The organism is Aequoribacter fuscus (assembly GCF_009910365.1).
Classification (GTDB): Bacteria; Pseudomonadota; Gammaproteobacteria; order Pseudomonadales; family Halieaceae; genus Aequoribacter; species Aequoribacter fuscus.
The window spans coordinates 2,744,311-2,762,655 of record NZ_CP036423.1 but is presented as its reverse complement, the minus strand read 5'-3'; the positions used below and the strand labels follow the sequence as shown (position 1 = coordinate 2,762,655).

16 protein-coding genes are annotated in these 18,345 nt (G+C 49.9%); 8 read left to right on the top strand and 8 right to left on the bottom strand.

The genetic code is table 11. The features are described from left to right. Positions 1 to 5: 5 nt before the first annotated feature. From EYZ66_RS12585 to fliD, 5 genes are read left to right on the top strand one after another with little or no spacing between them, the layout of a single operon-like run. Positions 6 to 1,163 carry a flagellar basal body P-ring protein FlgI gene (locus EYZ66_RS12585; protein WP_160195695.1) on the top strand — a complete coding sequence of 386 codons (1,158 nt, stop codon included), beginning with the start codon at positions 6 to 8 and terminating at the stop codon, positions 1,161 to 1,163. After that, positions 1,164 to 1,556 carry a rod-binding protein gene (locus EYZ66_RS12580; protein WP_160195694.1) on the top strand — a complete coding sequence of 131 codons (393 nt, stop codon included), beginning with the start codon at positions 1,164 to 1,166 and terminating at the stop codon, positions 1,554 to 1,556. It abuts the gene before it with no gap. After that, on the top strand, positions 1,553 to 4,564 hold the full coding sequence (gene flgK, locus EYZ66_RS12575; RefSeq protein WP_009576016.1) for a flagellar hook-associated protein FlgK: 3,012 nt from the start codon (positions 1,553 to 1,555) through the stop codon (positions 4,562 to 4,564). Before EYZ66_RS12580 ends, flgK begins: the two co-directional genes overlap by 4 nt. A gap of 8 nt (positions 4,565 to 4,572) precedes the next feature. Continuing rightward, on the top strand, positions 4,573 to 6,087 hold the full coding sequence (gene flgL / locus EYZ66_RS12570; RefSeq protein WP_009576017.1) for a flagellar hook-associated protein FlgL: 1,515 nt from the start codon (positions 4,573 to 4,575) through the stop codon (positions 6,085 to 6,087). Positions 6,088 to 6,120: 33 nt separating this feature from the next. Next, positions 6,121 to 7,542, top strand: coding sequence for a flagellar filament capping protein FliD (gene fliD / locus EYZ66_RS12565; protein ID WP_009576018.1), 1,422 nt, complete (start codon positions 6,121 to 6,123; stop codon positions 7,540 to 7,542). Positions 7,543 to 7,727: 185 nt separating this feature from the next. Here the strand turns inward: fliD and EYZ66_RS12560 are convergent, their stop codons facing one another. Further along, on the bottom strand, positions 7,728 to 8,111 hold the full coding sequence (locus EYZ66_RS12560) for a flagellar protein FlaG (protein WP_009576019.1): 384 nt from the start codon (positions 8,109 to 8,111) through the stop codon (positions 7,728 to 7,730). Positions 8,112 to 8,323: 212 nt separating this feature from the next. Beyond that, positions 8,324 to 9,262 carry an ion transporter gene (locus EYZ66_RS12555; protein ID WP_160195693.1) on the bottom strand — a complete coding sequence of 313 codons (939 nt, stop codon included), beginning with the start codon at positions 9,260 to 9,262 and terminating at the stop codon, positions 8,324 to 8,326. Between the two features lie 223 nt (positions 9,263 to 9,485). Between EYZ66_RS12555 and fliS the strand changes: the two genes are divergently transcribed. From fliS to EYZ66_RS12540, 3 genes are all read left to right on the top strand, one after another. Beyond that, a complete protein-coding gene (gene fliS / locus EYZ66_RS12550; protein WP_040816770.1) occupies positions 9,486 to 9,899 on the top strand; it encodes a flagellar export chaperone FliS in 414 nt (137 codons plus the stop codon). A 117-nt stretch (positions 9,900 to 10,016) separates the two neighbouring features. Then, complete coding sequence (locus EYZ66_RS12545) at positions 10,017 to 11,711, top strand: chloride channel protein (protein WP_009576022.1); 1,695 nt, start codon at positions 10,017 to 10,019, stop codon at positions 11,709 to 11,711. Next, complete coding sequence (locus EYZ66_RS12540) at positions 11,698 to 12,444, top strand: tetratricopeptide repeat protein (RefSeq protein ID WP_009576023.1); 747 nt, start codon at positions 11,698 to 11,700, stop codon at positions 12,442 to 12,444. The genes EYZ66_RS12545 and EYZ66_RS12540 overlap by 14 nt, the downstream gene beginning before the upstream one ends. Positions 12,445 to 12,609: 165 nt before the next feature. On the opposite strand, the gene EYZ66_RS12535 is transcribed toward EYZ66_RS12540, so the two are convergent. From EYZ66_RS12535 to EYZ66_RS12510, 6 genes are all read right to left on the bottom strand, one after another. After that, complete coding sequence (locus tag EYZ66_RS12535) at positions 12,610 to 12,798, bottom strand: hypothetical protein (protein WP_040816771.1); 189 nt, start codon at positions 12,796 to 12,798, stop codon at positions 12,610 to 12,612. Next, positions 12,799 to 14,241 carry a hypothetical protein gene (locus EYZ66_RS12530; RefSeq protein ID WP_009576025.1) on the bottom strand — a complete coding sequence of 481 codons (1,443 nt, stop codon included), beginning with the start codon at positions 14,239 to 14,241 and terminating at the stop codon, positions 12,799 to 12,801. Between the two features lie 89 nt (positions 14,242 to 14,330). After that, positions 14,331 to 15,545: a hypothetical protein gene (locus EYZ66_RS12525; RefSeq protein ID WP_009576026.1), complete on the bottom strand. Its 1,215-nt coding sequence runs from the start codon at positions 15,543 to 15,545 to the stop codon at positions 14,331 to 14,333. Beyond that, entirely contained in the window at positions 15,545 to 15,877 is a 333-nt protein-coding gene (locus EYZ66_RS12520; protein WP_009576027.1) for a hypothetical protein, read from the bottom strand. The genes EYZ66_RS12525 and EYZ66_RS12520 overlap by 1 nt, the downstream gene beginning before the upstream one ends. A gap of 5 nt (positions 15,878 to 15,882) precedes the next feature. Next, positions 15,883 to 17,091 carry a flagellar motor protein MotB gene (locus EYZ66_RS12515; protein WP_160195692.1) on the bottom strand — a complete coding sequence of 403 codons (1,209 nt, stop codon included), beginning with the start codon at positions 17,089 to 17,091 and terminating at the stop codon, positions 15,883 to 15,885. A gap of 15 nt (positions 17,092 to 17,106) precedes the next feature. After that, positions 17,107 to 18,321 carry a flagellar motor protein MotB gene (locus tag EYZ66_RS12510; protein ID WP_160195691.1) on the bottom strand — a complete coding sequence of 405 codons (1,215 nt, stop codon included), beginning with the start codon at positions 18,319 to 18,321 and terminating at the stop codon, positions 17,107 to 17,109. Between the last annotated feature and the right edge of the window lie 24 nt (positions 18,322 to 18,345).

The window sequence follows — 18,345 nt, the reverse complement described above, 5'->3', positions numbered from 1 at the left end:
TTGTTATGACCTTAAGTAAAGTAAGAAACGGCGGCACCAAAGGACTCCTTTCTTTGCTCCTTCTTGTTTGCACCAGTCTGGTGGCAAATCCAAGTCATGCCGAGAGAGTTAAAGACCTCGCGTCCGTCGGCGGCGTTCGCGAGAACCAATTAATCGGCTATGGGTTGGTTGTAGGTTTGCAAGGGACAGGCGATGGCAAAGATGTGTCATTTACAGGCCAAAGCTTAAAGTCGATTTTGTCGAGTTTAGGGGTCACTACAAACCCTTATGATGACTTTGATCTGGCGCAGTCCCGCGGACGTCCATTAGAGCTTGATAACGTTGCTGCTGTCATGGTGACAGCAGATTTGCCTGCCTTTGCGAAGCCTGGGCAGCGTCTGGATGTCAATGTGTCGGCGTTGGGCGTGGCTGAGAGTTTGCGCGGCGGAACACTGATCATGACGCGCTTGCGGGGCATTGACGGTCAAACTTATGCGATTGCCCAAGGTTCCCTCACGGTAACGGGTTTAAACGAAGAAATGGCAGGCACAAGTATCCAGGTTGGCGTGCCGACCTCGGGCAGAATTCCTCGGGGCGCTATTATCGAGAGAGAAGTCGATACCCCGTTTGGTACTAGTGAGTATTTAGTTTTTAATGTTCATGCCAAAGATTTTGGCACCACTGATGCGATAACAACGGCGATCAATGAGGAATACGGTGAGGGCACAGCGTTTTCTCTGGATGGCGTCTCTCTCGCAGTCAACGCCCCATCTGACACGTCTCAGCGAGTTAAGTTTGTGAGCATGATCGAGAATCTAGAAGTGGATCCCTCCGATCCTGAAGCACGCATCGTGGTAAATTCCCGCACGGGCACGGTCGTTATCAATCAAAACGTTGCAGTTAAAGCGGCTGCGGTATCGCATGGTAGCATTTCGGTCAGAATCCAGACCTTGAATACCGTGTCGCAGCCGGAACCGTTCTCTGACGGGGTTACCGTAGGCGTACAAAATGCCGGTATCGCAGTCGATACCGAAGGAGAAGCGGTCGTTTTTGAACCCGGTGTAGACTTAAAAGAGGTCGTATCGGCGGTGAATGCAGCGGGCGCATCGACGTCTTCTTTGATTGCCATCCTGGAGGCTCTTAAGATGGCTGGCAGCCTCCACGCCGATATTTTGGTGATGTGAATGGAGGGTAGTATCAGTTCTTACAGCGATTTTTCGGGTCTCGCGACACTGCGTACAAAGGCGAGGACAGATGCGTCAGCAGCGGTAGGAGAGGTAGGGCAGCAATTTGAAGCCTATTTCATGCAGATGATGCTGAAATCTATGCGGGAAGCCGGCGATGTCTTGAAAAGCGATCTTATGTCGTCGAGCGAGTCCAAGGTTTACGAGCAGATGTTCGATGAGGAGCTGTCTGTTCAGATGGCCAAGACCGGCTCGTTGGGGGTTGGGGATTGGATGCAAAGAGCAATGGAGAACAATATGGGTGGTGGCAAGGCTGATGCCAAGGGTATTGAGGCGTACAGAGGGGTAGGGATGAAACCGACCATGTCATTGGTAAAGGCATTTATTAAATGAGCGATTTTCTATCGATCGGAGCGAGCGCGATCAATGTGTATCGTCAAGCCATAGCCACGACCAGTAATAATATCTCGAATGTGAATACCGAGGGTTATTCCAAGCAGGAAGTGAAGATCACGGAGTCGTATCCAACCCAGATTGCCAATTACTACTTGGGTACAGGGGCCTTTACCGGGAGCGTTCAGCGCTCCTACGACGAGTTTGTAGAGCGGTCGTTGCGTGATAGTGCCAGTGATTTAGATGCGACGACTCCATTCATTGAGTACACACAGCGGATCGTCGACATTATGGGTTCCGAGACCTCTAATCTAGCGAACGCAATAGATGCTTTTTTTAATGCTAACCAACTGCTTAGTGTCGAGCCCGCCTCAATTCCGCTAAGAAACGAAGTGTTGAACAGTGGCAGTGAATTGGCGTCGCGTTTCAACACGTTGTCTGCACAGGTCGATTCAGTCGCAGCTGAGTCCAAAGCAAAAGTGAATTCGACGGTGTCTCAGATCAATGGTTTAGCGGATCAGTTGTTAGCGGTCAACAAGCAATTGGGGCGCAAGTCAGATGTGACCAAGCAGCCCCCGCAGTTGATGGACCAGCGAGATCTGATCCTACGAAAGATGGCGAGTTTGGTCACTATTGGCGTGAATGAATCCGATAACGGAGAAGTATCGGTTAATCTCGGTGGGCCAGGCAGAGGCTTCGTGTTTGTCGATTCGCGAGGGACGCAGAGAGTAGGAATCGCGAATGATTCTGCGGATCCGTCATCCGATGTTCAGCTGGTGCTCGATCCAAGGGGTAAAAAACAGCCGATACCCGTTTTGAATGGCGGCGAGTTGGGTGGACTTCTGGCGTTTCGAAGCGAGGTCGTGGCGGTGGTAAGAGATGGTCTCGATCATCTAGCGGTTGAGTTTGCTGCCAACGTAAATGAGACGCACCGGCAAGGGGTGGATCTCCGCGGGTCCTTTGGCGGCGACGTATTTTCGATTGCACCGAGTTATGATATTTCAACCGACGCGGTAACTGGCGATATTTCAGTAGCGATGGAGGTGATCGACTACTCAGAGCTGCCAAGCAACACCATGAGAGTGATGTACAGGGAAAGCTCAGATAGCTGGCTGGTTTTCTCAGGTGCGACCGTCTATCCAGAGGCGGAACTATCTGCAGACAATGCATTTACTTATAAAGGGCTACAATTGATCGTCTCTGGCCAAGCAAACGATGGTGATACCCTAACGATCACGCCTCGTGACAGACCTGCTACAACCTTTGCAATGACGTTAAATGACCCATACGAGCTCGCCGCATCCGAGCCTATGAGCCTCAGACCCGCGGTATCGAATTCTGCTGACTTGAGCGCCGCATTATCTTACATTCCGGCGAGCGCTCGCAGCGAGGGCTTTGAGAATGGCATCAGCCTGAGTCAGTTAAAACCGAACAGATCCAGCGAGTCGGATTTCGTTTTAAGCGCAAGCAACAACCGTCCTGTGTTGAAGATAGATGCGGGTAGTCACTCGCAAACGGTGTTGTTTGATATTGGCCCAAACAGTGATCAAAAAATACAAATATTTACTGCGGAATCTGCTCATTTAGCGGGTACCTCTCTAACCAGCGCAGAAGCGACGGCATTGAAAACCGGCGATGGGGGCTTTAATACTACGGCGGCATATAGCAGTGCCTACTTGAATAAATCGGGGACAGACGCCTACCTTGATAACGCTATTCGACTTGGCGCAATCGGATTTAGGACGGAAAGGCTTGTTGATCAAATAGATCCCATTACCGGGTCCCTGATTACAGAAAGCGTGGCGTTCGAGGCGGCAATTTCATCAGGTGCGATACCGATCTACGAAAACACTTCGGGTGCTTCAGAGGATTACATTGCTGATGGCACATTGAGCCTGAATGGTAACGCACTGGGTCCTTTAACACTGACTAATGGAGAGGTGCTTTCGGCGGCGACTGTTAAAGAGTGGCTGACCGACGAAGCCGATCGATTGGGCATATCTGACGTGACTATCGAGGCCAGCAACACTCTCATCGTGAACGAGATAGACCCCAGCAAAACGCTCGAGATCAACGGAGAGTCTATCTCCTTCGACCCAAGCGTAACGATGGCGGAGATGGTAGATATCATCAACGCCAGTACTAACGATACAAATGTTAGAGCGGAGTGGCTCTCTGATTCAAGCTTCAAATTGGTCAATGCTGCAGGTCATGCCGGAGAGAATATTGTGCTTGGAGGCACAGACTCGACAACAGCTCTCAACCTCAGCACCGGCGTTTACACGGGCAGATTTTCAATCGCATCTGCTGAGCAATCTGAAGTGGCCCTAACGATAGCGTCAGGTCAACCATCGGATATGGGACGTCTTGGTTTTTACACAGGCATCTATTCAGATCAGCCGCTCAATGAGGAGCTGGCAGTATTCGTGACTGGAACCGGGGCGGTCGGCGCTTCAATCACGAATAGCCGTATGACGGCCGCCGAAGACACTGAGCAGCAGCTACCGGCAGCGCCTTACAAATTAAACTTCACGGCAGAGTCGGTGTATACGATTACCGATATAGCCACGGACACTGTGGTCGCCACGCGAGCCTTTGAATATGGTAAACCGATTGAATATCGGGGCACATCCATCAGCTTTGAAGCCAAACCCAGCAAGGGCGACGAGTTTTTTGTAGAAGCCAACAGCAGCCCGGCGGGCAACAATAAAAATCTGTTAGCGCTAATGGAGTGGTCGAAACGTCCGATTATATCAGGACAAACGTTCACTGAAGCGTATTTAGATTTGGTGACTGGCGTTGGGTCACGGTCAGAGATGAGCGAACTACGACAGGAAGCGCTGAAAGTGGTCTACGATCAAGCGTATAACAGTCGGGAGCAGGCCTCTGGCGTTAACTTAGACGACGAGGCGGCCAATTTAATTCGATTCCAGCAAGCGTATCAGGCCGCTGCCCAAGTGGTTCAGGCATCTCAGAAAGCCTTTGATATTCTCATGCGGATTTCGTAGGGGTTATTGTGAAGATTTCAACGGGTCAGTTTTTTAGAAACAGCATTAACCAGATGCAGCAGCAGCAAGCGAAGGTCGCGCAGTTACAAGCTCAGCTCGGATCGGGTAGTCAGTTGGTGAATCCCAGCGACAATCCTTCCAAATCAGCGAGCATCAATCGTTTAACGTCGGCGATAGAGAGGCAAGATGTTTTTGCTCGCAACTTGAATGCGGTTGAAACGCGACTGTCTACCGAAGAAGTCGCGCTCCGCTCAGTCAGCGACATCATGCGACGAGTGAATCAGCTGACTATCAGTGCTGCATCAGATACGTTAACGGCCGTTGACCGGCGCATCGTAGCGGCAGAAATCACAGGCTTGCGAGACGAGCTGTTTAATCTCTCTAATACGCAAGATTCCTTTGGGAATTACATCTTCGCCGGTTCGCAGTCATCTGAACCAGCGTTCGTGAAGGATGCCTACGACCGCGTTCAGTATAATGGCGATTATTCCGAGGTCGAAGTCAATGTGACCGACAACCGGAAAATGGTGATCAATACCATCGGCACTCGCGCATTTTCGCAAGTGGACAGAGACGGCGGCTCAGCGATCTTCGGTTCGAGTTTTACCAGCGCAGATACTGGCTCGCAGCAACCATCGGGTTGGGTTGTCAACAACGTACAGCTCGTGAGTGGCGCTGCGGTCGCTGGTTTTACGTCCCTCGTGGATGACGATTATCCAACCCTTAACACCGTCTCTGATAATCCAGCGGTTACCAGTAGTTCTTTCTCTTCACAAGTGGTCGCTGACGGTGTCGAAGCGGGCGAAAAATCGCTTGAAATGACAACCACGGCGAGCTTAGATAATTATGGTGTAATCCGAGGTCCTGTCGTGACAGCAGGTGAAGCCAGAAGCTTAAGCGTCGGCGACAAAGTGACTCTTAATTTTAAGGCGAATGGTGGTGGTGACCAAGTCGATGTGATGGCCTATCTGCTCAATGCTCGCACAGGCGAGATGCAAGCAGTTGTGAACCAAACGCTGAGTGCTGATGATGACGGCGACTGGCAAAGTGTCGAAATCAGTGTTGAAAAGTATGGTGATTACAAGGTGGTTTTTGTCGGTGGCGCATACGATGCTGACGGCGATGGTAGCGTAAACACCTCCGTTCAGTTAGGCGACGTGTCGATCACTCGACCGGGGGAGGCTCAGAAGGCCGACTATTTTCAGGTGCTAGACGATCTTTTGTATGATTTGAACACCAATAATGGCAGTGGCATCCGGGAGCGCTTGGGCGAAGTTTCTCAGTTGGTTGATGCCTCGACAGTTGCCCTTTCTATGACCGCGGGCCGCGCATCGACTATCGTGTCTCAAAAACTCATTCTCGAGGATGCGCAAGTTCGCTTGTCGGTGCTCCTCTCGGGTGAAAAAGATTTAGATTACGCTTCGGCAGTCACTGAGCTGTCTAAGGAAGCGATGGCTCTTGAAGCGCTGCAGAGCAGCTTTGCAAAAATCTCACAGCTCACACTGTTCGACTACATCCGATGAGTACATTGAAACTGGTTTAACTTGGAGTAAGGCATGGCAACCTCGGACGTCGCATCAAGCGTTCTGTTAAATATGGGAAATGGTTCGGGGATCGATGTCATTAAGCTCGCGCGTGATTTAGCCGATGCTGAGATGATGCCTCAGCAAGATAGAGTCACTCGTGCCAAGACCGATACTGAGGCGGCCATTTCTGCTTATGCAGTGTTAAAGTACAATGTTGAACTGCTGACAGAGCAGTTCAATGGGCTCAACGATGCCCAGGAGTTAGCGACGCCCATTGCGGTGTCCAGCAATACGCCGGCTGTTTCGATTGGTTCGACTCAAGGTAGCGCGGTCTCGGGTAGCCACCAAATTGATGTGACACAGTTAGCGGCATCGCAGCGTAATCGCTCGAGTGAATACACTTCAAGCACGGAAAGTTTGAATTCCGGTAGTGCATTCGATATTACGGTAACCAGTAACGGCTCGACTCAAACGATTGGCGTGGACGCTGGCGATGATACACCTGCTGGCGTTGTAGCTGCTATTAACGCCTCTGGTACTGGGTTTACAGCCACCCTGATTGATACCGACACCGCGGGCACGAACTACAGGATTGTGTTGCAGGGTCCCAGTGGTGAGGACAATGCCTTTACGATATCGTCCACGCCTGATCTAGGGTTTCACACCGCCGGTAATCAATTACAGTCTGCCGCAAACGCTCTGCTAACGGTCGATGGTATGAGTATTGAGCGCACCAGTAATACCATATCAGACGCGATCTCGGGCGTTACTCTTAACCTGAATGCGGTAGCCAGCGGTACCAGTTTGCAAGTTACAAATGATACGACGACGCTCAAAGAGAAGCTGAAAGAACTCGTTGCGACCTACAACGTGGTTCAGGTAGTACTGAACGAACTCTCTGATCCTGCTTCAACTGAAGAAGAGGTAGGAGGCGCTCTGTCGAACGATATGGCATTCGTTAGGAGCGTCAGAGACGCTATTTACGCCGCGGTTACGACCGATTCATCGACACCTTCAGGTGACGTCTCGGCATTACGTGACCTTGGAATTGAGCTAACAAAAACCGGCACCTTATCTTTTAATGAGGCCACCTATGATGAGGTGGTACTGAATAATTTTTCTGATGTGGTGACGATGCTCTCTGCCGGCACGACCAATCAGTCTGCTTATGATGGCGCTGACCAGGGTCTTGCCTTCGATTCTATGGAAGTCATTAATGGGCTCATGGATTCAATGGATGGCATTTTTGCTGTTCGCGAGGATACAGCGACCCAGCAGTTGAGGACTTACGAGGACCGATTGCTAGCGATAGAGCTCAGAATGGAAAAGGTTTATCAGAGTTATCTCAAGCAGTTTAGTGTTATGGAAGATCTTGTGAATACACTGAACGGCACCCGAGACTACGTTAAGCAGCAATTGGATTCTATTGCCAACATTGGTCAGGATAATTGATCTGCAGTGTTCAGCTGAAGCGCCGACGTTGTCACTGTGTCGCTGGTTTTGTTTGGTCTGCTTGTCCTGCATTAAACCAATGCAAGTCCGCCGCTATTCGCCCTAACTTGGGTTTAATATGAATTGCGCTCGGATGTGTTGGCAAGGGAGTGTCGGTTAATACTCGTAAAGTGCTTAACAGAAGCCTAAAGCATCGCGTCAAATAGAACGCCCTTGAGTTCCTCTAAATTTCTTGCAAACTGTTGAATGGCTTCACTAGGGACTTGACGAATCACTTCACCGGAAGCTTTGTCGGTGATACTAACAACATAGCGATTCGACGTTTTGTCATGGGATATGGTGGCTTCGACTTGTTTGTGTTTCATCGCTTTGTTGAGTTCAACGATCGCTTGGTCTAAGTTGGTCTTTAGCTCAGAAAAGGTGACATTGGCGGTTTTCTTCGCCTGCGCGAGTTGCTCTCCGCTATTAACGACTTTTTCTTTTGGTGCAGGTTTGCTCTGAGGCGCAAGAGGTACAGCTACCTTTGCCTGCGCAGCGGGTGTGGCAGTTGATACGGTCGTGTCGGCCATAACCCTTCTCCTTTTCGTAGTTAGTCGGCGCCTTCTGCAGTCAGTCCTTCTATGATCAGAATCTGAAACAGACAACATTATATGAGTAGTATCGTACCAAGTCGCAAAAACTTTAACAGCTTGAGTGCGATACCGCAGGCTTTGAGTAGCCGCACGTTCAACTCGCGGACCATTAGAAGCCGCGGCGAGGGCAAAGCGTCTCAGAGCAACGGTTAATCGTCTATGTTTGGTTGCTTGATCTTGTGATCGCCATAATCTTTTACGTACTTCTCAAAGACAGCGTCAGCGTATTCTCGAGTCAAGTTAAACTCATCCCTTATTTTGTGTAAATAGTCCCGCTCACTCGAGCTAATCACACCGTCTTGTAGGGCTCTCAAAATGGCATTCTCGAATACCGCGCGCTTTCGCGCCAACTGAGCTGAAAAGGCGTTCGCGACGATACCGGTTAATAACGCAACGGAGCAAACACCGAGTAACGCGGTTACCGCCCCAACGACTTTCCCCATGGCTGTGACGGGCGATACATCGCCGTATCCGACGGTTGTTAATGTGATAATTGACCACCACATAGCCTCTGGTATGGAGCTGAACTTTTCTGGTTGCGCTTCATTCTCAGCAAAGTAAGCGAGGGAAGCACTCAGTAGTAAAGCCAGAGCGAAAATATAAGCTGCCGAAAAAAACGATCTTCTCTCATGATACACCGCCTGGAATAAGTCCTGCAGGGCGTTGTTATACTGAGTGATCTTTACAAACCGCATCAGTCTCAGAATTCTCACGATAACTAGGTCTAAATTTGGGAAGACAAGTGCGAGTATGATCGGCGAGATGGCTAGTAAATCGACCATGCCGTAAAAGCTAAAAAAGTATTTAACTCGAGCTTTACCTGCTGACATCTCCGGATATTTAAGAGGCGCACACCAGAAGCGTAGCAAATACTCGACGGTAAATATGGACAGGGTTATCGTCTCGAAGTCAGCGAAAAACGCGCCATACCGGCCGCCAATCGACTCGACTGACTCGAGAATCACAGCCAGAACCGTCATTGTGACGAGGCCCATGATCACAAAATCAATCGCCTTGCTGAGCTTGTCCTTACCCAGACCTGGTTCCAGCAGGTTGAATACCTTGTATTGCAGTGTGTGGCGTGTCATATATTGCCTCATAATCACTCTGTTATCGCAGCCTGCAGCGAGGGTCTGCGAATTTCATGCGCTTCTGGTATCCGAAAGGGTTCACCGAGCATTGTCAATGTCGGCTTGCAGTATATCTGAAAATCCTCTGGTTTCGATTGCTCTTACAAACCTCACGTCTCTGACTCAATATTTTATCTCTTCATCCGATACTAAATTCAATCCAATGTGATGAGGGAGTTATATGTACCAACTAAAGAAAGCATCGACCGCGTATCACACAGTAAGTCAACAATCGATCGCTGTTGGGTCGAGCCCCCACGGGCTTATAGCCATGCTGTTTAAAGAAGTCACCTCGTTCCTTAATACTTGGGACTATCATCGTTCTAACCGAGACATTGCGGGTAAAGTAGAATGCGTCAATAAGGCAATACAGATACTGCTTGGGCTTAAGGAGTGTTTAGACACCGATGCTGGCGGTAGTTTAGCTGAGACGCTGAGTGAGCTCTATGACTATTGCATCCGCATCATCATCAGGGCAAACGCTCAAAATGATGAGCAGCGTATGAGAGAAGTCCTATTCATTATCTCAGAGCTTAATTTAGCGTGGGAGACCATTCCCCCTAGCTACCACAACTTCAGATCGGTAAAGTCATAGAAAGCCTTCGGGCTTTTCTTCGCTGCCGCAGATAAGCCCTGAGGGTTTATTTGCGGTAGCGCGAATTCGAGCGTCTGGGTAGAATTAGGAACACCTCACTGAACAGGATCTATTCCAATGCAAGATTCGAAGGGCGATCAGGACCGGCTGTGGTTTGACTTGCTGCTGATCATCTTATTGGGGATTATCATTGGTGTTCTCGGTGCATTTGCCGCTAACGGGTTTGTGATCGGTGCGAAGACTCTGTTTGAGTTAATACCCGTGTCGCCCGAGCAAAACTGGTGGCAAAATTTTTCAGTGCACTGGCTGGTATTGGTTATCGCTGCGGGCGTCATCTTAGCGCTAAAAAGACTCAACGGTATCGCAAGATGGCATGGTCCTGCAGATACTATTCTTTCGGCCCAGGTGCCGAAAGAGCCTTTCCAGACCAGGGTTGGCATGTTGTCAACTCTCGCTGCTTTCACTTCAGCCAGTGCCGGCGCATCGGTTGGGCAGTATGGCCCAGTAGTGCATTTTGGCGCGTCGGTAGCAAGCTTCATTCGAACCATGATCCCAACTCGAATCAAGCCAGAGGTCTATCTGGCGGCAGGCGTTGCTGCGGCAATTTCGGCCGGGTTTAATGCGCCCATTGCAGGCGTTATATTTGCCAGCGAAGCCATACTGCGCCATTTTTCAGTGCGTGCTCTAGCGCCGCTGGCAGTGGCGTCGGTGTCAGCTGCGGCCATAACCAATCTGCTGTTCAAGCGAGGTGCACCTTACGACATTGCGCCACTGGATTTTTCAATGCACGAGGTGATACCGCTTCTTTTGGCTATGGCACTCTTGTCTGCGGCAATCGCCATTCTATTTATGTCTAATCTTTTAAAACTGGTCAGTTGGACAGGTAAGCAAAACAATGAACCTCTGACGATTTTTTTGGCAGCATCGATGATGGCAGTCATCGGAACGATAGTGCCTGAGGTGTTTGGTTTAGGCACCGCCACAGTGAATCTTTTCTTCTCGAATCACTTCGAGCTCACCTACCTCTTGATCATTCTTGGCGCTAAATTTGTGGCGTCCATCCTCTGCTTAGGAATGGGGTTGTTTGGGGGCGTTTTTTCGCCAGCGATTTTCCTTGGCGCTTGCAGCGGTACGGTGGTCGGGGTCATTGCAGTCATGCTCGGATACCCGGTGAGTGTGGTGCCACTAATGACGACTGTGGGAATGGCCTGTGTCGCGAGCAGTGTGGTCGGTGCCCCAATCGCCATTGTGGTGATCGTGTTTGAGTTAACCCAATCGTATCAATATGCGGTCGCTGCGATTTTTTCGGTTGCTATCTGCTCGCTGATATCGACCAGGACCTACTGTTACTCTTACTTTGACAGACAGCTTTTGCTCAGGGGTTTTGATTTACGCCATGGGCGTGAAAATCTAATCCTCGGAAAAGTCAAAGTAGCAGATCTTGCCATTAGTCCAGTCAAGGGGCTATCGCCGGCAGATCGTTGTGAGGACATTGTGACCAGCCTGTGTGACACGAATAATACCGAAGCCTATATTGTGGATGAGCATAATTCCTTGCTGGGTGTGGTAACCTTAACCAATGCACTTCGATCTTCGGGGTTAACGGCGCGCGAAGTCATTGATACAGACCCGTCGATTCTTGTTGTTGATCAGAGCTTAAAGCAGGCGATGGAAGTGGCACGTAAGTTCGTTGGGGAAGCCATCCCAGTAGTCAGTAGTGATAATAAATTATTGGGTAGTATGAGTGAGGGCGATATTCTGGGTGCGGTGCTGACCTTACAAGAGGAGATGAAAGCAGATGAGAGGAATTAAGCGACTCACAATAGCCTGTCTGCTTATCGTAACTTTGGGTTCACAAACAATCCGCGCAGAGGATGCGTCGAGCACTTTCAATGCCGGTTTGGCGGCAATGCAGCGGGGGCATTATGCGACTGCGTATCGCGCTTGGATCGATATGGCTCAGGACGGTAATCTGCAGGCCAAATCGAATATCGGATATCTGTATGAGAACGGATTAGGTCTTGGGCAAAGCTACACCAGAGCGATGGAGTGGTACGCCGAAGCGGCCGAGGGTGGACTCGCCGAGGCGCAGCACAATCTCGGGATCATGTACGCAGAGGGTCGTGGTACTGAGGTAAGCTGGGCCAGGGCGTTAATGTGGTTTAAACGGGCTGCGGAGCAAGATTTCGCTGCGAGCATTTACATGATAGGTTTGAGTTACTATCGAGGCCTGGGGCAACTTCCTGATGAGGAAACAGCGCGCCATTATTTTGAATTGTCAGCGCAACGTGGCTATGCAGACGCGCAATATATGCTGTCCTATTCACTGCTGGCACTTGATGACGAAGATGCTTTTAACGCCTATGTTTGGGCGGTGTTAGCGCTCGATAGCGGGCAGGTGCAAGCCGAGGAATTGAGAGACTTAGCGCGAATGCTGTTAGAGCCTGCCGAGATAGTCATTGCCGAGGCCGCGGTAGACCGGTGCCTAAACCCAAAATTTGAAACGGACTGTGCCTTCCTAATTGCCACAGCCGCAGCACCTTAGCACCAAAACTACCGGCATCTGCTTTACCACGGTGGCTGAGCGTTCCGACCAGACAAAAAACAGGTGCGTCGTCTTGCTCATGCGCTGTATCTGGGAACGCATTCTTGCCCCAGACCCAGATTTAGATCCAGACCCAGACCCAGAGACCCTGACTCAGTAAAAACTCTAATTAGAATAACACTTGAGAGCAGCCGTTTTTTCCAGTGTACCGTCGGGATACTGCCCCTTAAACTCAGCCATGTAGCGATCAAAGCACGCGTCTCGGTCCTCGTCTGTTATTGCGTCCTCCTTGCTACATCCTTGTAACAAGCATATCAAAATACCGGCCGCGACAGGCTTGCGTAATCTGATCATTTAAGCTTCCGTTTCGCTACCAGTAATGGTCGAGAGGAAAAGCAAATTAGAACCATTGTCTAGAATTCGCCCTAACTGTATCGAAGCGCTTGCAAGTGAATTCTCGAACTGTGCAGAGAAGAGTTTCCGGTTATTAATTGAGGTCTGTATTTCAGTAAAGTAATGCTTGGCATCCACTTTAATCGTTTCTAACAGGGCGTCTAGGTCTGCTTTGTCCTTGACTAAAATATCGATGGTGCTCTTAATTGTTTTTTGTTTTTCCTGCGCCTCAGCCCTCAGCTTGCCGACTTCTTCGGCGTGCACCTGTCTTAAGTTTTCCTCAATCTCGATCAATTCGGCATCAAGTTCTCTAATCTTCTGATTTTTACCTTTAATTAGAGCCCTTTGGTTCTGCATCCACTCTAAATAGAAATCGAGCGACTGTTCGTATTGGTCGTCTGCGAAGTTCAGCGGATTCTCGGACTTTTCGGCAGTTTCATTTTGCCCGGTTAAACGTGCAAGCACTTCAGCAGGGGGCTCTATTGTTTGATCCTGCAGGACCTTGAGTTCTGAAACAGCGAGGTCATGTTCTGTTTGTTTGCTAGACATTGCCTTTTCAAGCTTAAGGTCCAATGCTTTGTTTTTCTCTAACAGCTGATCCTCAATTTTCTCCAAGCCATTGGCAATTTCGCCAAGCCATGCATTTTGAGTTTTACTAAGGTCAACGTTCAGGGGGTTTCCGTCGATGATGGATCTTGCATAAAGCAAGCATAAATCGATGTCACTCTGACTATTCGTTGCTTCTTGCAAACTCTCACAAGCCTTGAGGTACTGAGTTGCACTGCGTAGCTCGCCAGCATAAGCTTTGCTGAATAAGTCGACACAGTCGCGACCGAGCTTGTTTAATCCTTGTAGAATTAAATCGGAACCCTCGCTTTTGTAAGGCAACTCGGAATCTTCCGGCACAATATTTGTGGCGTAGCTATCAACGAATGTTTGTTTGGACTCCTCTAGCTTTTCAATCACCGCTTCTGCGTGTTGGACGCTAAACAGCTCGTACTTGCTGCTCTTTTTAGGCGTGACGTTGTTGCCTTGCCGGGTTTCTGCCGAAGCCTTGTTCGGTGCGACTATCGCATCTTCACCTAACGCAGCTCGCATCATTTTTTCAATGAGCTCACCTCGGTTAGAGCCCGGCTTTTCTTCCGCCGCAAGTGACACGCAAAGTTTCAGCTTGTCGACCCGCTGTTGATTCGGATTGCCGTCTCGATCGCGAGAGCACAGCGAACAGATGATCTCTTCTAACATGCTTGAATACTGGTTCGATTTAGAAGATTCCATATCGTCGGGCACATCAAAAATGGCCAGCCCCACCGCTTTAAGGTCGAGTTCATTACTGGGGTCGATCAGGTCAAATTTCGCCGTTACCTGCTCCGCTAAGCTTTTCTTTCGAAGTAAACTCATCATTCTAAGCTCCTACCTTCTGCAAATTCGACGTGCCGAGAGACAACATTTTTTTCGGCTATCGGTATACCTCGTAAACAATGACGTCGCTGTTAAAACTGTAAGCACACATCGTCGTTGACATTGTACTCGGCGGCGATTGGCGTCGCATTTCCGGCCGAGCAGACTCTTACATAATTCATTTTACTGACAGGATCTTGATAGGTTGGGATTTCCCTTGCTAGGTGAGCACTGAAGTAGAGGTCTGGCCCAGATTCATAAAAGCGAATCGCGCCTTCATTGAGACCCGTGGCATCTCCCACCAAAATTCTGAGACCCGCTTGATCTGTTAAATCACAACGATCCCAGGCGCCACTCAGTTCTTTGATCGATCCATCATACCGAACTGTAACATCTGTCACATCGATATTGGAAACGACTGCATCCACCTGACAACGAACGCGCTCGTAACCGCTCGCACCGACATCGCGAAGGACATTGTCAGTGTCGACTTGAATCCACCTCAGAGAACCTAACTGCGTAGAAACATATATACCGGTGATATCTACACTTTCGTCTAAGTATTCACGATCAAGTCTTGTCATGGCAGTTGCGGTTTCAGAGAACAGTGCGCTCCCAGAAGAATCCTGATATTCGACCTCAATCATAACTTCGTCTTCATTGAGATTCAAATTGAAGTTTGCTCTGACTACAGCAACACCATCACTGACGAGCCGCTTACAGTGACCGGTGCCAGTGGCCGAAGTGGTATCGGTCTCAAAATTACCCCAGCAATGCAGCGTTGGATTGAGGTCTCCCGCGGGCGCTGCCTCCCAAAAAATCTTGCGCGACCGCGTTATTAATGCCGTATAAGAGGTCTCATCAGAGCGAGTGATACCCTGATAGCGCGCGTTTAAGCTTGCATCGATGATCAACTCGAAGCTTGCCGACGCGACTTTATTCCCTGACTTAGCCGACACAGTTACGGTATGCTCACCGGCAACAGAATACTGAGCGCTGATTACTTTGTTTTGGGTATTTAGCTCTAAAAATGAGGGGGAATCTTCCAGTGAGAGAGTGGCGCTCGTCGCTAAAGAACCCGTTAGCCCAACAGCTAAAACATAGGTTTCATCAGAGAAGTGGCGATTGGCTCCGCTAATAGTCACAGCGAGCTCGCCCGGAGTCGCTGCTACCAGCGCATTCGGGTTGGGAATCATAGTAGGAGCATTAGTGCTTGCTCCCCCCTCGCCACCACCACAGGCAACCAATACCAAACTCGCGCCTATCAGTGACGCTATTTGTAGCACGACTCGAGCCCCAAGCCCCACTAGCTTTCTCCTGCAAGGCAATTGAGGCTCTCCAGCATTTTTACCTCTTTACTCGCTCGGTAGTGTGAAGAGTCCATCAGCCATACCACCAAAAATCCATTCACTTGGTGCTGACCACAGAGTACTTTACCGATCCTTTCAAAGTTTAAAAATTGCTGGGTGGTCGGGTTGGGCCATAGAATAAGAACATCATCCTTTACGACAGCATCGTCGAACGCATCCAACGCTTTGATTGAATCAATAAATTTAACGTCTGCCTCGTCGTTGGCCAACGCTGGTGCGTTATGAAACAACCCGAGGAAGAGCAATCCAATGGTGAGCATTGTTTTCATTGTCACTAACCTTTTTTGTCAATCATAATTTCGATGCGACGATTTTTTGCGCGACCCTCCGCCGTATCGTTTGTGGCTATAGGTACGGTATCAGCATACCCTTGAACAGAGACTTCAATGTCGCCAAGATATCCTTGTGTGATCAGATAATCGGCGACGGACGCGGAACGAGCGGCCGATAAATCCCAATTAGACTTGAAACGCATGCTGAACGCCATTGGAATGCTATCGGTGTGTCCAGACACGGTGACTACGCCGTCTGTATCCGATATCGAATCCCCGACGCGATTTAATAACTGCAAGAACTCTGGGCGCAAATCAGCGCTACCGCTAACGAAGGCGCCCTGATCTGCCAAGGTGATCTTAATTTGATCCTGGTCCATCTCGACATTGACGAGCGAGCGGCTGATTTCAGGCGCCAAATTTTGCCGAATTTGCTCTAAGTCACTATCCCCAATGTCGTCTTCAGGCGGCGCGGGCGCGTTGGCCTGAGACTGCGCGCTCTCCGCGCTATCTGATGGAGACGAGTCGCGTATTTCAATTTCTGACACGACCTGGGTCTGAGCATCGGCAACCTTGGCAAACAATGAGATGGTGTCTTGATCTAGTTGACGCCCCCGCTGAGTAGATTCCTCGCCACTTTCAAGCCCCTCATTACTCGCCGCTTTTGTTATGACGCTGATCTTCTCGTTCTCCTGCACGACTTCCACCAGCCCTCGCGCTATTTCTTCACTCAACGCGGCACGCACTTTCTCAATATCAGACCCCAGAGTCGCATCCGATGGTTTGGTCGTTGTTCTGAGCTCCGCATCCTCGGGCTGAAGCTCGTCGGTCGTCTGCTCCTGAATAACACTCAACGCGGTTGTGTCGACTTTGGCTTGAGAAAACTGCTTAGCAATGACACTGTCGGATAAGGGTGGTTCCACCACGGGAACTTTTCTTTGCACCCCGAAAGAGTCGTTCATCGACCCGCTCACGTCCTTGAATTTTGGGACATTCATTTCGGCAAAGGAAAGGATTAACACGAAAAATGCCATCAACAGGGTCGCCATGTCCGCGAAAGTGGCCATCCAAGCAGGGGCACCACCCTTGCACTCGGGGCAATCGGGCTCCGGCGCGTCTGGCTCAGGTTCTCGCGGAACCGAGGCAATAGGCCTCGCTGGAGGCGCCTCTTCGATGCCGGTTTCGTCGATCGGCTTATCGTCAGTTTCCACCCGACTCCCCCATCTCTAAGTATCGTCCACGATGACTTCAATGCGCCGATTATTAGCTCGCCCCACCGGTGAATCATTGGTATCAAGAGGCTTCGAATCAGCGTAGCCTTTAATCATAACGCTGCCACCTTGCAGTGGTGTTGAAGTCAGGAGGTAATCGGCGACCGCAGCAGCTCGGCTGGCCGATAGATCCCAGTTAGACTTAAACCGTTCGCTAAACCCGACAGGGACGTTATCTGTATGCCCTTCTATTAACACCGACCCCGAGTATCGCGATAACGTATTACCCAGCTTTGATAGAGTTCCTCCAAAGCTGTTCTTAAGCGTAGCGGAGCCAGAATCAAACGAACCTTGGTTAGCCAAACGGACGATAATTTTATCGCCTTGCTTCTCAATTTCAGCCAGTCCTGACGCAATTTCGTCAGCAAGATCCGCCTGTAATTGCTGGTACTTTGAATTTGCGTTCGCCTCGCTGCTATTACTTGTCGTGCTGTCGGATGTACCACCAAAGCTTTGCCCACTAGCACGATCGACTAAATTGACTGAAATCTCTTCTTTTATCTCCGCCTGGACTTTAGCGATCTTAGCGGTCATCTCTACAACTTCTTGCGGTATCGGACCGCCTTTCTGTGAGCCACTATCATCAGGCTTGCCTCCTGCAGAGGAGGGGTCTAAAAGGTTCACTAAGATTTCGCCGTTCTCAATCTTGACCTCGGCCATGCCCCTATTGATCTCTTCTCGAAGCACATCTTGAACTTGTTGGAATTTAAGCTGTGTTTCTTCGTCGTATTCGCCATCTTCGGTCTTTTTGACAATGCTTTCTAGCCGTGTCTCGTCGGACTGTTGTTCTTTTCTATTGATGACGGTTCGCTCCGCAACGGCAGGGGTGAATTCCTCGACCAGTAAGCTTCGCGCCATGGGTACGGTGATCTTTGGGACGATTTTTTCAATGCCGAAAGCGGCCTTTAAAGAACCGGAGATCTGCTTAAATTTTGGCACTTCGGTCTCGGCGAAGGACAGGAGGAGAACAAAGAATGCCATTAACAGGGTTGCCATATCGGCGAAAGTGGCCATCCAAGCAGGGGCACCACTCTTGCACTCGGGGCACTCTTCCGGTTGAGGTTCCGGGGACTCTTTGGGCACTATTGGAAGATCAAGAAAATCCTCCTCTTCGCGCACGGATCCCTGCTCATCCTCGGGCTTTATTGCTTCGCTTTCTGCGTCCGACATGGGGTTCTATTCAATCTCGGAGCG

Coding starts and splice junctions, on each gene's coding strand:
- EYZ66_RS12510 (WP_160195691.1), bottom strand. CDS start 18,321: ATGTCGGACGCAGAAAGCGAAGCAATAAAGCCCGAGGATGAGCAGGGA.
- EYZ66_RS12560 (WP_009576019.1), bottom strand. CDS start 8,111: ATGGCCGACACGACCGTATCAACTGCCACACCCGCTGCGCAGGCAAAG.
- flgK (WP_009576016.1), top strand. CDS start 1,553: ATGAGCGATTTTCTATCGATCGGAGCGAGCGCGATCAATGTGTATCGT.
- EYZ66_RS12585 (WP_160195695.1), top strand. CDS start 6: ATGACCTTAAGTAAAGTAAGAAACGGCGGCACCAAAGGACTCCTTTCT.
- fliS (WP_040816770.1), top strand. CDS start 9,486: ATGTACCAACTAAAGAAAGCATCGACCGCGTATCACACAGTAAGTCAA.
- EYZ66_RS12535 (WP_040816771.1), bottom strand. CDS start 12,798: ATGATCAGATTACGCAAGCCTGTCGCGGCCGGTATTTTGATATGCTTG.
- fliD (WP_009576018.1), top strand. CDS start 6,121: ATGGCAACCTCGGACGTCGCATCAAGCGTTCTGTTAAATATGGGAAAT.
- EYZ66_RS12580 (WP_160195694.1), top strand. CDS start 1,164: ATGGAGGGTAGTATCAGTTCTTACAGCGATTTTTCGGGTCTCGCGACA.
- EYZ66_RS12530 (WP_009576025.1), bottom strand. CDS start 14,241: ATGATGAGTTTACTTCGAAAGAAAAGCTTAGCGGAGCAGGTAACGGCG.
- EYZ66_RS12545 (WP_009576022.1), top strand. CDS start 10,017: ATGCAAGATTCGAAGGGCGATCAGGACCGGCTGTGGTTTGACTTGCTG.
- EYZ66_RS12540 (WP_009576023.1), top strand. CDS start 11,698: ATGAGAGGAATTAAGCGACTCACAATAGCCTGTCTGCTTATCGTAACT.
- EYZ66_RS12520 (WP_009576027.1), bottom strand. CDS start 15,877: ATGAAAACAATGCTCACCATTGGATTGCTCTTCCTCGGGTTGTTTCAT.
- EYZ66_RS12555 (WP_160195693.1), bottom strand. CDS start 9,262: ATGACACGCCACACACTGCAATACAAGGTATTCAACCTGCTGGAACCA.